This is a genomic window from Protofrankia coriariae (assembly GCF_001017755.1).
In the GTDB taxonomy this organism is placed as follows: Bacteria; Actinomycetota; Actinomycetes; order Frankiales; family Frankiaceae; genus Protofrankia; species Protofrankia coriariae.
This window is the reverse complement of sequence record NZ_JWIO01000016.1, coordinates 41,585-55,156: the sequence shown is the minus strand read 5'-3', so window position 1 is coordinate 55,156 and position 13,572 is coordinate 41,585. Positions and strand designations below refer to the sequence as shown.

Annotated in this window: 10 protein-coding genes and 1 pseudogene; 6 read left to right on the top strand and 5 right to left on the bottom strand. The window is 70.6% G+C overall.

Annotation, left to right across the window (positions count from 1 at the left end):
• Nucleotides 1-22: 22 nt before the first annotated feature.
• Nucleotides 23-595 carry an allene oxide cyclase barrel-like domain-containing protein gene (locus tag FrCorBMG51_RS11960; protein ID WP_162233207.1) on the bottom strand — a complete coding sequence of 191 codons (573 nt, stop codon included), beginning with the start codon at nt 593-595 and terminating at the stop codon, nt 23-25.
• Between the two features lie 169 nt (nt 596-764).
• Between FrCorBMG51_RS11960 and FrCorBMG51_RS28205 the strand changes: the two genes are divergently transcribed.
• Nucleotides 765-1,037, top strand: coding sequence for a hypothetical protein (locus FrCorBMG51_RS28205; RefSeq protein ID WP_139342311.1), 273 nt, complete (start codon nt 765-767; stop codon nt 1,035-1,037).
• Between the two features lie 49 nt (nt 1,038-1,086).
• On the opposite strand, the gene FrCorBMG51_RS11955 is transcribed toward FrCorBMG51_RS28205, so the two are convergent.
• Nucleotides 1,087-3,057 (bottom strand): HAD-IIIC family phosphatase, encoded by a 1,971-nt coding sequence (locus FrCorBMG51_RS11955; RefSeq protein WP_086055413.1) that lies wholly within the window; start codon nt 3,055-3,057, stop codon nt 1,087-1,089.
• Nucleotides 3,058-3,504: 447 nt separating this feature from the next.
• Here FrCorBMG51_RS11955 and FrCorBMG51_RS11950 point away from each other — a divergent pair, with 447 nt between their 5' ends.
• Both FrCorBMG51_RS11950 and FrCorBMG51_RS11945 read left to right on the top strand, forming a co-directional pair.
• Entirely contained in the window at nt 3,505-3,732 is a 228-nt protein-coding gene (locus tag FrCorBMG51_RS11950; protein ID WP_013873331.1) for an acyl carrier protein, read from the top strand.
• A gap of 384 nt (nt 3,733-4,116) precedes the next feature.
• Nucleotides 4,117-5,727, top strand: coding sequence for an acyl-CoA carboxylase subunit beta (locus FrCorBMG51_RS11945; protein WP_047223154.1), 1,611 nt, complete (start codon nt 4,117-4,119; stop codon nt 5,725-5,727).
• Between the two features lie 173 nt (nt 5,728-5,900).
• Here FrCorBMG51_RS11945 and FrCorBMG51_RS34665 read toward each other — a convergent pair whose 3' ends face one another.
• The 3 genes and pseudogenes from FrCorBMG51_RS34665 to FrCorBMG51_RS11935 all read right to left on the bottom strand — a co-directional run bounded on the left by FrCorBMG51_RS34665 (nt 5,901) and on the right by FrCorBMG51_RS11935 (nt 10,994).
• Nucleotides 5,901-7,010: a hypothetical protein gene (locus tag FrCorBMG51_RS34665; protein WP_476742149.1), complete on the bottom strand. Its 1,110-nt coding sequence runs from the start codon at nt 7,008-7,010 to the stop codon at nt 5,901-5,903.
• A gap of 140 nt (nt 7,011-7,150) precedes the next feature.
• Nucleotides 7,151-10,249 (bottom strand): annotated as a pseudogene (locus tag FrCorBMG51_RS11940) (FtsK/SpoIIIE domain-containing protein); the annotation flags it as partial.
• A gap of 394 nt (nt 10,250-10,643) precedes the next feature.
• Entirely contained in the window at nt 10,644-10,994 is a 351-nt protein-coding gene (locus tag FrCorBMG51_RS11935; protein ID WP_157180479.1) for a WXG100 family type VII secretion target, read from the bottom strand.
• Nucleotides 10,995-11,181: 187 nt separating this feature from the next.
• Here FrCorBMG51_RS11935 and FrCorBMG51_RS11930 point away from each other — a divergent pair, with 187 nt between their 5' ends.
• Genes FrCorBMG51_RS11930 through FrCorBMG51_RS11920 form a run of 3 tightly spaced genes read left to right on the top strand, consistent with a single transcriptional unit; the run spans nt 11,182 to nt 13,492 of the window.
• Nucleotides 11,182-11,556, top strand: a complete 375-nt coding sequence (locus FrCorBMG51_RS11930) for a hypothetical protein (protein WP_139342309.1) — start codon at nt 11,182-11,184, stop codon at nt 11,554-11,556.
• Nucleotides 11,553-12,731 carry a hypothetical protein gene (locus tag FrCorBMG51_RS11925; protein WP_047223151.1) on the top strand — a complete coding sequence of 393 codons (1,179 nt, stop codon included), beginning with the start codon at nt 11,553-11,555 and terminating at the stop codon, nt 12,729-12,731. The genes FrCorBMG51_RS11930 and FrCorBMG51_RS11925 overlap by 4 nt, the downstream gene beginning before the upstream one ends.
• Nucleotides 12,728-13,492, top strand: a complete 765-nt coding sequence (locus FrCorBMG51_RS11920; RefSeq protein ID WP_047223150.1) for a hypothetical protein — start codon at nt 12,728-12,730, stop codon at nt 13,490-13,492. The genes FrCorBMG51_RS11925 and FrCorBMG51_RS11920 overlap by 4 nt, the downstream gene beginning before the upstream one ends.
• Nucleotides 13,493-13,572 lie beyond the last annotated feature (80 nt).

Here is a 13,572-nt window from a genome sequence, read left to right as displayed (position 1 = left end):
GCGGGGCAGGCCCGCGGGCGGTCTACCGCCGGTAGAGCACGATGTTGGACTGGTACTCCTTGTGCGGGACGACCGGTCGGAACTGCCGGAAGCCCACGGCGCCCCGGAACGGGCCCGCGACACCGACGGCGTTGATCGTCGCCTGCTCCCCCGCGGTCAGCCGGCTGTCGTCGACGAGCCCGCCCGTGCGGATGACGTTGCCGTCCTGGAGCTTTATCTCCTCCGAGAAGTAGGCCACGAAGCCACCGTCCGGACGCTGGTACAACATCCGGCCGTAGCCCTTGGTCGTCCCGATCGTCCTGCCGTCGGCGCCGACGAACTCGTAGGCGACCTCGGCCACGTCGTCCAGGGTCGGGTTCTCCCCGTTCGGGTCCTCGTTGTTGGAGTCGTAGGCCAGTACCTTCTCCACCAGGTCGAACAGCAGCAGGGCGTTCTTCGGGTCAGCGATGGTCGTGCCCCGAGGAGGCGCGAGCGGCGGCACCGCGAGAGTCGCGAGCACCCCGGACGTCACGGCCGTCCGCACCGGAGCGAGCGCCGACGGGAGACGGCCGGCCGACGGGAGACGGAGTCCCTGCGGGGGACGGAGAGAGGGCATGGCGGTTCTCCTCGCTGCTGTTCGGACGGATGGGACCGGGATCGGGATCCGTCTTCGACGGTAGGAAGAGCCGCTGAACCGAACCTTGTGCCGTGGCTGGGAAGCCCGCGACACAGGCGGGAAACCCCCTGCCGTCACCGGACAAGACGTCACCCGACAAGGAGAGCAGATGACCCCCGGTGCTGACGTGCCCGCAACAGTGATGGCCCTGGCGCTGTTCTGGCTCAGCCGTCTCGGCAACGACAGCGGCTACGCCACCGGCATCCTCGTGCCGATCATCCTGCTGGACCGCATCCGGTCGTGTGAGCGGGCCCTGCCCCCGCCCGCCACCTGCTCCCGCTCCTGCCCACCAGCTACAGTTCGCGCCACGCGAATACGGCCCGCCGTCACGGTCACGGCGGGCCGTACTGCTGTCTGCAGTAGCCTGTGTAGCTGTTGGTAGCTGTTGGTAGCTGTCTGTACCTGCCGGCCACCCGTTACGAGCCAGCCACCTATGAGCCAGCCACCAGGGTCTCGTCGAGCAGGGTGACGTACGCGGGCACCTGCGTGACCGACGTCAGGTCGTGCCGGAACGCCGTCACATCCTCGCCGCCGTCCCGCCCGTCCGCGGGGCCCGGCTCGGCCGGGACGAACCCGTGCCGGGGGTAGAAGTCGGCCACGATGCGGTTCTTCGCCGTCGGCCGGTAGGTGGCGGCGACGGCGTGCGCACCCGTGTCACGGGCACGTTCGAGCACGGTCGCCAGGCAGGCCTGCTCGATCCCCCGGGAGAACACCCGGCAGCTCAGCAGGAAGTTGTCGATGTGCACGACCTCCTCCAGCCGGCGCAGGAAAACCGCGCCGACCAGGCCGTTGTCACCGAAACGGTCCTCGGAACGGATCGTGAGCACCGTGTGCTCCGGCCGGTCGAGCAGATCACGCAGGTCCGGCGCGGGCAGCCGGCGGGTCGTGGTGTTGAACTGGTTCGTCCGCAGGGTGAGCTGGCTGACCCGGGGCACATCGGCCTCCCGGGCCACCCCCAGCCGCACCACGATCCCCAGGCCGCTGAGGTACTCCTCGATCGAGGCGAAGCCCTCCTGAAAGTCTCGGCGGTCGAGTTCCTCCCGGTAGCGACGCACCCGGACACGGTCCTCGGCGGTCAGCTCCCGGGTGTCGAACCATCCGTCGCGCAGCACCGCGTCCAGGTGACCGGCGGGGTCCTCGTCGACCGCGACCACGGCGACGTCGGGCAGTTCGGCCCGGACGAGGCCGCGCTCGTAGGCGGAGTCGTCGACGAAGACGAAGCTGTCGACCCCGAGGTTGAGCGAGCTGGCAAGGTCGAGGAGGTTCTCGTGCTTGGGCCGCCAGTTGGCGATGACCCGCACGAAGTCGTCCGGGCGCAGCGTCATCTCCGGATGCCCGGCGAGCGCGTCGCGCACCACGTCGGCCTCGTTCTTGCTGACCGCGGCGAGCAGCACGCCCTGCGCCCCGATCTGCTTCACGACCTTCTGCACGGCCCGGAACGCCTCACCCCGGTAGGAGCCTGCGACCTCGATACCCTCCACCCCGTCGTCACCGACGATCCCGCCCCACAGGGTGTTGTCCAGGTCGAGCACCAGGGCCTTGCTGGTGCGCCCGGTGATGTTGCGGGCGAGGTGGCCGACCTCCCGGGCGTAGGCGGCGAGCAGGCCGGCGGACAGGTGGGCCTTGGCGTAGACCGTCAGCCGGGAGTCGGTGACCGGCACGCCCTCGGCGACGAGCGGGTCCAGGTCGAGCACCACCAGCGCGGGAAAGCGTTCGGTGAGGCCGAGCAGCCGGGCGTTCGCCCGTCGCCACACCGCCCCCAGCCGGGCCCGCGACCGATGGTCGACGAGCTGGGCGGTGAACCGGCGTGGCAACGGCAGCGTGTTGAGCACCAGGGTTCCCCGGCTGATCTCGGTGAAGCGGGTGACCAGCGTCTCGAGCAGGGAGATCTTGGCGTCCAGGACCCGTTCGACCGCGTCGGGATCCCACGGGAGCGGCACCTCGTCGAAGACGATCGTCGGGTCGAGCAGGGCCAGGACGAGATCGGCTCCATGGGCGTGCAGGGAGCTGCCGGGATCGGTGAGCTCGAACACGTAGCTGTCGAAGGTCCCCAGGTGGGAGCGCAGCAGCAGACCGTGCCGGCCGAGTTCCCCGGCCAGGGCCGGCAGCAGCGCGGAGACCGTGCCGTGCGCGGTGACGGCGATCCGCACGACCGGGGTCGACGGATGCTCCCGCAGCACCTCGTCCGGGTCGACCTGGACGAGCAGGCGCCCCGCCCGCGCCAGTTCCTCCGCGGAGGCGTCCGCCAGCAGTTGGCGGACCCGGGGGAACTCGGCGGCTATCCGGCCGTCACGGTGCAGGCCGAGCAGGTCGGTGGCGGCCNCGGCCCGCCGGCCGTCGGCGGGTGCCGGGGAAACGCCGGGGGCGGGCCGCGCGGAACCGGTGGTGCTGGAGACCGTCATCGCCGGGACCTTTCTCAAGAGTGGATCGACGTCGATCCACGGGCGGAATTCGCCAACCGTCGTGACCGCCCTCGGATCGTCCGAATGCCGTCCGAATGCCAGCCGAACGCCATCCGAACGCCACGGCCACACAGTCAAATCATCCGGACGGCGACTAAAGCGGGGACTAAAGTTCCGCTAGTGTTGTGATCGCCGACGTCGTACGGGTGTGATGCCGTACGGCTTCGTTGCCGGTCGGGCCCAGGGCCGGAATTAGCGCCGTCCAAGGCGCGTCCCGCAGGATGTAGGACGCGGTTTTTACCGTCCACGGCCGATGCGGTCCGGCCACGGTCTCCCGGCACCGACGACGCGCTCCCAGCACGGCCACAGGCATGGTCATGAAGGTGACCGCGACGAGAATCACAATGAATGATCACGACGAATGACCACAACGAATGGAGACGACGGATGGACAGCATCGAGGATCTGGTCACGCTCGTCCGCGACGAACTGGGCCTGCCGGTGTCGGCCACCGACGCCGGTCGAGAACTCGACGAGATACCCGGCTGGGACTCGGTGCACCTGCTCACCCTCGCGACCATTCTGGAACGGACGACCGGGCAGCGACTGTCCCTGCCGGACGTCCTGGAGGCGACGAGCCTGGAGCGACTCTACGCGCTGACCACCGGCCGATAGGCCCGCGCGTCCCACGGTTCACCGGAACCGCGGATCCGCGGTTCAACCGGGATCCCCGGCCCACCGGACCCCACCGGCACGCCGGCCGCGTCAGGCGGCGCCGTTGCCCGCGTACCGCGGTCCGCCTGGTCCTGTGTCGGGCTTTGACGGTGGGCGCGAGCCGTCCGCCAACCGGGACGGACACTGTTGTCACAAACCAGCTCCGACCGGAAACGCCGTGACGGACGGTTACGTTCATGGGTTTCCGTGGACCGCCACGACCTTGCTCCGGAGATTACCGACAAAGACCGCGTGACCTTCCCCGAGCCGCACCTGGATGGCCGGTGGATACCGGTCACAGTGGTGTACAGGAAAACTTTAGAACAGGCCGGCATCCTTGCAAGAATGACGGAGGTAGCCAACGGCACGCGGGCCGGCGTCAGTATCGGTATCAGTATCCCCGAGCAGGACGTCCGCGATCCCCGCCGCAGACTGTCCCACCTGTTCGACCCCGATTCGTTCGCCCCGTTCCCCTCCACCGGCAGCGGCCGGGTACTCGCCGGGCGGGGCCGGATAGGCGGCATCCCGGTCATCGGCTACTGTACGGACGGCAGCCGGATGGGCGGGGCGCTCGGTTCCGAGGGTTCCAGGCACGTCGTGGCCGCCATCGAGGAGGCGGTCCGCACCGCAAGCCCGGTCATCGGGCTGTGGCACTCCGGTGGGGCGAGCCTCGCCGAGGGTGTCGAAGCGCTCGACGGCATCGGCCAGATCTTCGCCGCCATGATCCACGCTTCCGGCCGGGTGCCGCAGATCTCGGTGGTGCTCGGGCCGGCCGCGGGCGGCGCGGCGTACGGGCCGGCGCTGACCGACGTCGTGATCATGGCGCCGGCCGGTCGCGTGTTCGTGACCGGTCCCGACGTCGTGCGCAGCGTGACCGGAGAGCAGATCGACATGGAGGGGCTCGGCGGCGCCGACGCGCACGGCCGCCGCTCCGGTGTCGTCCACGTGCTGGCCCGTTCCGAGCGGGACGCCTACCAGCGGGCCCGCCGGATCACCTCCCTGCTCGCCGACCCGGGCCGTTTCGACCTTGGCGTCGGCCGGGGCCTGGCCGCCGCCCTCCCCGGGCCCAGGACCGAGCCCGGCGCCGACGAGATCAGCTCCACCACAGAGGTCAGCACCATCGAGGTCGGCGCCAGCACGCTCAGTGTCAGCGGCCCCGGCACCGGCACGGTCGGCACCGCCGAGGTGGGTGCCAGCGACGTCGGTGAGGATCTGCGGGCGCTGCTGCCGGACCGGCCGCGGCGGGCCTACGACGTCCGGCCGCTGGTGCGCCGGCTCGTCGACGACGACCCCACCGGCGACGGTTTCGAGGAGCTGCAGCCCCGCTGGGCGCCCAACATCGTCGTCGGGCTCGGCCGTCTCTACGGCCACAGCGTCGGCGTCATCGCGAACAACCCACTGCGCAAGGGCGGCTGCCTGGACTCGCTGAGCGCCGAGAAGGCCGCCCGGTTCGTCCGCATGTGCGACTCCTTCGGTATCCCGCTGGTCGTGGTCGTCGACGTTCCCGGCTACCTGCCGGGCGTCCGCCAGGAATGGGACGGGGTGGTGCGCCGCGGCGCCAAACTGCTCTACGCGTTCGCGGAGGCCACGGTGCCGCGCGTCACGCTCGTCACCCGGAAGTCCTTCGGCGGGGCGTACATCGCGATGAACTCCCGCTCGCTGGGCGCCACCGCCGTCCTGGCCTGGCCCGAGGCGGAGGTCGCCGTCATGGGTGCCGAGGCCGCGGTCGGCATCCTGCACCGCCGGGCCCTGGCGGCGGTGTCCGACGACGAGCGGCCGGCGCTGCTCGCCCGGCTCGTCGACGACCACGCCCGCACCGCCGGCGGGGTCGACCGGGGGCTGGCCCTCGGTGTCATCGACGCCGTCATCGATCCCGCCGACACCCGCCGGCGCATCGCGCAGGTCCTCGCCGACGCGCCCGCCCGCCGCGGCCGCCACGGCAACATCCCCCTGTGACGGCCTCCCGGTTATCCCTGTGACACGTCGGCGGCGTCGGCGTCGGCGTCGGCGTCGGCGAACAAAGCAAGCACCATGGCGGCACAGCCGCCAGGAAACAAGAAAGGAGCCCGGGCGGCCAGACAAGAAGACAATATCGCCGGATGACGATATTTGATCAGGGTGATGACGGATCAGAATGACGGTATTCGGGCCGCGATCCGGGATTCCTGACGGACCGGTCGAACCGGTTTATCGTACAACGGTATCTGCACCGGCACGGTGACGCCGCCTTCGACCAGCAGGGCCCGCCCGGCCGGCCAGCCGCCCCTGGTCGACCGAGGCAGCTTGACGTCGAGGACCTCACCGTCGACGTGCGACGACGGGTTGAGCAGCAGGCCATGCCTGTCGCGCCTGAGCATGGCGAGCCAGCCCCGGTAACGCTGAGTCCCCAAATCCTCGGTGGTTCCGGCGGCGACGACCAGGTTGCCTTCGTCGCGGGCGCCGCGGACCACTCGTTCGAGCACGTCGGCGGCGAGACCGTCGGCGAGCAGCTCGGCGTCGTCGACGATAACCGCCACCGGGCCGGGCAGCTCGGCGATCATGTCGTCGAGTTCCATGCCGAGCTCTGTGCCGTGCAGGACCCGCGCCACCCCGGGCAGGCTGCCGAGGCCCGTCAACGGCGACGGGCGTGGGCAGCAGATCACCACCGGCATCTCGCCGGTGCCGCGGCCGGTCAGCGAGGTGACGACAGCGGCCAGGGCTGTGCTGCGCCCCGAACGCGGTGGGCCGCTGACGAGGAACGCCGAACCGGTGCCGGTGAGATCCACGTCGATCGGGGCGAGGTGGTCACCGCCGACACCCACCGTGCAGACCGTCGGGAGGCTCGGTGACGGTCCGGTTCGCAGCCGCGCGAGGTCGGTCACGGTGATCAGATCTGGTAGCGGGTCGATCCGGTGTGGCAGGCGTTCATTGTCAACAGCCTTCCAGCGGGAAGTGAGCGTGTCGGCCAACTCCTCGACCGCCGCGGCCTGGGCCGCGCCCTCGGGATCCGCCGCCAGTAGGGCGATCTGTGCCTCCACCGCGTGCGGTACGGCCACGATCCGGCCGGCTGGCATGGCTCGCGGTACATCTCGCGGGCTGAGCCCGAAGACGGTCACGTCGTCGGGCTCGGCCTGGCGCAGCACCAGACGGGTGGCGACCGCGCTGGCAAGGCGACGGGTGAAGCCGGTCCGGTCGGTGGCCAGCACCGGCAGGATGCCGGCGGCGGGGCCGCGGCCGAGCAGTCCGTCCAGTGTCTCCACCAGCCGTCCGCCGTCGGTCTCGGCGTGCCGGGCCAGAAACGTCTCGTACCGGTCCACCAGCAGGACCAGGTACGGCAGCCGGTNAGGTACGGCAGCCGGTCCGCCGGTGCCGCCGCGGCACGCTGCTCGCCCAGCGATGCATGGCTGCCGGCGGCGAGCAGGCGGGTACGGCGGGAAACCTCGGTGGTGAGCATGTCCAGCAGCCGGTCAACGCGGTCGGGTTCGTCACCGGTCACCCAGGCACCGCAGTGCGGCAGCGACGCCAGCGGGGCCAGCGCCCGGCTTCCGTAGTCCAGCGCGTACAGGTGCACGTCGGCGGGGCTGGCGTGGGTGGCGAGGGAAGCCGCCAGGGTACGCAGGAGGGTCGAACGACCGCTGCGCGCCATTCCGGCGACCAGCAGCGGTCCGCTCTGTTCGAGGTCGATCACAAACGGCTCCTGCGCCTGTCGGGCCGGATGGTCGGCCAGCCCGAGCCGCACGGCCACCGGGGACCCGACCGGCGGCGTTGGCGCGGCCGGCATCATGTCGAGATCGGAGATAGTGATCCGTTCCGGCAGGGGCGGCAGCCATGGGCTTGCCGGCGCGCGGAGCTCCATCCGCTCCGCCGCGGCCCGCACGGCCGCCACTACGACGGTCAGGTCGGTGGCACCCGCATGGCCCACTCCGGGGGCGGCCGTGGCCCGATCCGTCCGCGCCCGCCGGGGCCGGCCGAGGTCGGTGATCCGGCGTCGGGTCACCGTCACCGTCTCGCCGGTGGACGATGCGGCTGCCGTGTCGGGACGAGGCCAGCCGATCCGGGCGCACTGTACGGCCGTCAGCTCGCTGTGCCCGGTCCGCAGGTACGCGCGGCCGGGGTGCAGCCGGGAGATGCGCGCCGCGTCCGGCGCCTCGATCACGTCGGCGCTCTCCTCCGCACGGGTCACCCGCAGGCACAGCCGCAGGTTGACGTTGGCCCGGATCTCGGCGTTCACCACGCCGGCGGGCCGCTGGGTGGCCAGGACGACGTGGACGCCGAGGCTGCGCCCCCGCATACCGATGCCGACCACGCCGTCGACGAACCGCGGCACCTCCTCGACCAGGGTGGCGAACTCGTCGACCACGATGACCAGCCGAGGCAGGCCGCTGCCGCCGCCCGCCCAGTAGTCCTCGATCTCCTTGGCACCGGCCGCGGCGAGAATCGTCTCCCGGCGGCGCAGCTCGGCCGACAGCGAGGCGAGCGCGCGGTCCGCCAGGTGGCCGTCCAGGTCGGTCACCATACCCACACAGTGCGGCAGGTCGCGGCAGTCCGCGAACGCGCTGCCGCCCTTGTAGTCGACCAGGACCATGGTGAGCGCCTCGGGGGTGTTGCCGAGCGCAAGGGACGCGACCAGGGTCTGCAGCAGCTCCGACTTGCCCGCGCCGCTGGTGCCGGCGATCAGCGCGTGCGGCCCGTCCCGGCGCAGGTCCACGGCGACCGGGCCGGACGCGTCGGCGCCGAGCAGTATCCGGGTGCTGCGTCCGCCGGGTTCGGCGGCCCAACGCGCGGCGATGTCGCAGGCTCCGGGATCCGCGCCGAGCCCGCAGATGTCGAGGAAACGTACGTGATCGGGCAGGTCGCCGTCGTCGCCGAAACGGGCCCCGAGCACCCGGACCGGGGCCAGTGCGCGGGCGACCCGCTCGGCCAGGGAATGCCGCAGGCCGTCCACGAGCACCTCGGCCTCGGCGTCCCGGTGCGGATGGGTCACCCGGACCCGGCTCCCGGAGTCGTTGGTGACCACGACGGTGGCGCGGCACTCGTCCGGCAGGCTCGACTCGGTGTTGTCCAGGCACAGCGCGTACACGCCGAGCCCGGGCCCGTCGGCAAGCAGGTCGGCAAGTCCCGGCAGGGTGCGCAGCCGGTGTGCCCCGTCGAGGAGGAGCAGCAGACGGCGCCCCGGTGGAGCCTGGTCGCGCAGCCCGGCATGCTGATCCGCCCGGCGCTCGTCCATGATGCGCCGCAGCTCGGCGATGCGGGCCTCGGCCTGCTCGCGGTCGGTGGCCACCATCCGCCGGCAGGCCAGGTCCGTCCGGTGCGGCAGGGTGTGCGGCAGCCAGCTCACCCACTCCCAGTCCGCGGCCTCGTCCTGGCCGGTGAACAGCACGATCCCGAAGTCGTGCGGCGCGTGCAGGGTGGCCACCTGGGCCAGCAGCGCCCGCGTGACGGGCAGGACCGCCTTCCGGGGTCCGGCGACGCCGAGCACACCGGCACGCGTCAGCTCCACCGTCACCGGCACCGCGTACGCGGTCGGAAGTTCTTCGTTCTCGGCGCCGGGGCCGCTCAGGCGTACGTCGACGGGGCGGTCGGTCAGCCCCACGCGCAGCCGTCCGAAGTCCTCGTCGGTGGGGCGGCGCTCGAACAGGCGTCCGGTCGGGCCGGTCGCGTAACGCACCAGCATCGCGGGGTCGGGCAGCGCATCGCGGGCGGCCTGTTCCTCCTCGAGCGCGGCAGTGGCCAGCCGGGTACGTACCGCGTCCAGTTCGGCCTGGTACTCGCGTAGTTTCTGGCGATACTCCCGGTGTCCGCCACGCCGTTCGGTGATGGCGTGGGCGACGGCCATCACCGGGGAGAGCAGCATGAAGAGCAGGTAGTAGCCGGCGTTCGGCAGCAGCGCGTAGAGCACAGCCGCGAACAGCAGAGGAAGCAACACCGTAACGAGCGGGAAACGGAAGCCCCGCGGCTTCTCCGGCTCGGCCGGCACGGCGATCTCGGGCCGACGCCGCGGTGGCACGATCCTCGGTGGCCGGTTGAACCGGCGCACGCCGTGCGCCGCGTCGGCTTCCAGCCGGGCGTCGGCTCCGGCGTACGGCCGGACGGTGATCATGCTCTCACCGAGCTGCGCCACGTCGCCGTCCCGAAGCCGGATGTCGGCGGTGGCCCGGTAGCCGCGCCACCCGACACCGTTACGTGATCCGGTGTCGGCGAGCAGCACGGCGCCGGTGCGGTCGGTGCGTATCTCGGCGTGTCTACGGCTGACCTCGGGATCGTCGAGAACCAGGTCGCAGCCGGCGGTACGGCCGAGCACAAGTGTGCCGGCGTGGCCCTCGCCTGCCAGCGCCGCACTGGCGCCCGCCACCGGGCCGCCCACCACCGCCACCTCGCGGCCCGGATCCGGCGTGTTTCCCGCGCTGGAACGCTCGGCCGGAATGTCCCGTGAGACTGACTTTCCCGGTAGCCGGACATCCTCCGGACGGGCGAACGAGAACGCGGTACCCGCAGTCATGACGATGTCGGCCAGCCGCCGGCCGGCGGGGACCAGCTCACCGTCGATGAAGAGCACGCCACCCGCCATGGCAGCGCCTGCCATATCGGTATTCGCCGAATCAGCGTTTGCGACGCCGATGCCCGCGATACCGGCTTTTGCCGTGCCGCCCTCCGCCGTATCGGCGCGTGCCGTACCGGGCCGGCCGGCTGTCGTGTCAGCGTGGCCGGCGAGCAGCTCGGCAACGGCGGTACGCAGTTCGCCCACGGTGGCCGTCGCGTCCGCTTCGATCAGCAGCGGTGTCACACGGCCCCGTGGGCCGACGACCGTGACCTCGTACTCCACGTCTGACCTCGTACTTCGCGTCGGAGCGCCTCGGGTCGGCGCACTTCGTGTCGGGCCGCGTATTTCGTGTTCAGACCGCGTGGTCGATGGCCTCGGTGTCGCGGGCGTGCGCGTGCATGGCGGCCTCCGCGTCCTTCAGCGCCATTTTCATACGTTCCAGGACGGGGACGAATTCTTCGATCGCATGCTGCATGCGTGTCATGTTCGGCCGGAACTCGCTCTCCCACAGATTGTCGAACGACGTCGCCCGCCGGCCTTTCCAGTCCATGCTCTTCACTCCGGTGGTGAGCACGCTGATCATGCCTTGCATACGGTGGACGCTGCTGTTCATATCGTGGACGAGCGCGGTGGTCTCCACGTCCGCCTGCTGCCCGAACTTACGCCCCAGGTCATGTGCCTGGGCAGGGTCGAGCTGATACATCGTCATCTCCGTTCGATTCGATCGTCCCGTCACCGGCCATCGATCACAGCCATGGCCACGGTCGCCAACTGAAATCACGACCAACGCTACGGGTGGCACAGCGACAATGACATCGGGAGCCCTCCCCAGCCTATTGGGAAGGGCTCCCGATACCGTCTGGAGGCAGCATTCCCCCAAGCTGATGAGCATGAGTGAGGTGGACATCCTCCGGGCAAGGGCCGATGCGCTCCAGGACAGCTTGGACGAGGCCGATCGTTACGCGCGGGAGTGCCGCGCCGTGGCGGCCCGGTTGCGGGCCCCGCTGGACAGGTTGTCCGACGTGACGATCGATGTGCGTGGCATGCGCTCGAAATCCGCACGGATCGACCGGGCCCGGACGAGGGCCGAGTCGGCCAGGAACGCGGTCGGCTCGGCCCGGGCCAACGTGTCCGACATGGTGGACGAACTCCAGAACATCGCCCGCAGGTACGAGCGGAAAGCCGACGCGGCGCGGGCGGACCTCACAGTGGCGACGAGCCGGCTTGCCATGGCGGTCACGAAACAGTCCGTGGTGGGGCCGTGACGGGATTCGCGGGCCTGTTCGTCTTCGTCTTCGCCGAACTCTTCGACACCGACCATGACCTGCGCGCTCAGGCACGCCTGGTACGCGAGGCGGCCAACGCCCTGACCATCGACGCCGGCGGGCTGCCCCCGGAGGCACAGACAGTCGTCGCAGGGCTGGCAACACTGCGCGACCGGCTCGAGCGCGCCGCTGACGACCTGACCGCGGCGGCCACGGCTTTCGGCCAGATCGGCGCCGACGCGAAACGGGCGGACACCCCCGGCTGGCTGGACCGCGTCAAGGCGTTCTCCGCCATCGCCCTCGGCGAGGCCCCAGAGATACTCCTCCGTCGACAGGGCAGGCGACGCGTCTTCCGGCTACGGAACGACGTACGTCGCAGCTCGCGGCTGCTGATGGACCTGGAGAACAGGCAGGAGGCCGCCCACCGGGCCGGTGACAGCGCGCTGGCGCAACGTCTCCAACGTGACATCAGGACCCGCAGAAAGCTGCTGAGGAAGGCAGAGAAGGATCTGCGGTTGACGCGGCGGGATGTCCGGGAGCTACAAGCGGCGGGATATATCACAAAATGGGATGAGCGTTCCCTGCGTGCACTGAAGGAGCTGTCGGGTGCGCTCGGTATGAAAGTGAGTGCAGATATTCTCACTGCCAGGGAGTGGCACGAGTCGATACGCAAGGCGGACAGCCTTCCGAAGGCGCTCGGGAAACAAGCGCTCGGCCGTTTCGAGAGCCGTCGGATACCGACTGGCCGTGACACGCCGGAAAAAATACTCCCATTTTTCCCCAAACGGGCGACCACGGCCGATAATCTGGCCGGGCACGCCCGGCGGCTGCTGGACAGCCCCGGTAGCCGACGGGCAGCCGGTGCCATACCGGTGGCCGGCGTCATCGTCGATGCCAGTAGCACCTTCATGGCTGGCAAGAAACTCTGGGACGATCCGAGCCTTGGTAATACCGTCGATTTCGCGGCCAACACAGCGCACCTGATCGGTAACATTCCGACCCCGCCGACTGTCATCCTCGGCGAGGGGATCGGTTACGGTCTGGACGGCGGCAAATTCGTCGGCGACCATGTCGACGACGCCGCCGACGCGGTGGGCGACGGCGTCAAAGCCGTGGGCAACGGCCTCAAATCCGCTGGCAATAGCGCCAAAAAAATATTCGAGTCAATCTTGTGACGAAGAAACCACCGACCGCTGTCCGGCTCACCGGTGACGAGCTGACCGCCATTGCCCGTTGCCTCGGGGCCCGGCGGTTTCCCCATGTGCCGTACAGCGGCTACAACGAGATCGACGAGGAGCTGCACCCCCTCCTGGACGACGAATTGCTTGCCGGGCTGGCCGCTCGTGGTCTGGTGGACGTCCATGCCGACGGCGAGCTCCGGCTCGCGGGACCGCTTGCCTCGGTGGTCGGCGCCGTGGCGGCCGGCCGCGTCCACATCGCCGTCGAGCAGATCAGGCCGGCCGGTGACCCCGGTACGACACGGGCCTGCGCCCTCGTCGCGGGTGACCGCGGACTGGTACGGCACTGGAGCGACGGGCCGCTGCACGATCTCGAGCACGACCCTGACACACACGCGCTGGACGTTCGCCTACGCGTGACACTCAGTGATCTTGTCAATCCCTCCCCGGGCACCGGGCGGCCTGGCCGGCGCAGGCTGCGGGCCACGGAGCGCCGGCTGGCGGACGCCCTCCCCGCACCGGCGGACGGCTGGCGGCGGGTCACCGTGCTCGCCCGCACCGACGACGCCGGGGACGACGCGCGGGTCGACGGGCTGCTGGCCGTCTTCGACGGCGGCCCGGGCGAGCTCTGGCTGGGGCACTGCGAGGACGCCGACGCCGCTGATGGGAACGCCGCGCTGACGATGGTCGCCGACCCGGTCTCGGCAGCCGGGGTCGACGCCGCCATCAGGGAGTTCACCAGCATCCACCATGCGTGAGCGCTTTGGGACGGCGTTCCGTGATGCCCTCCATCGGCCCTCGCATCGGGCTGGTCTTCGAGATGGGCGGTGTGAGGCGA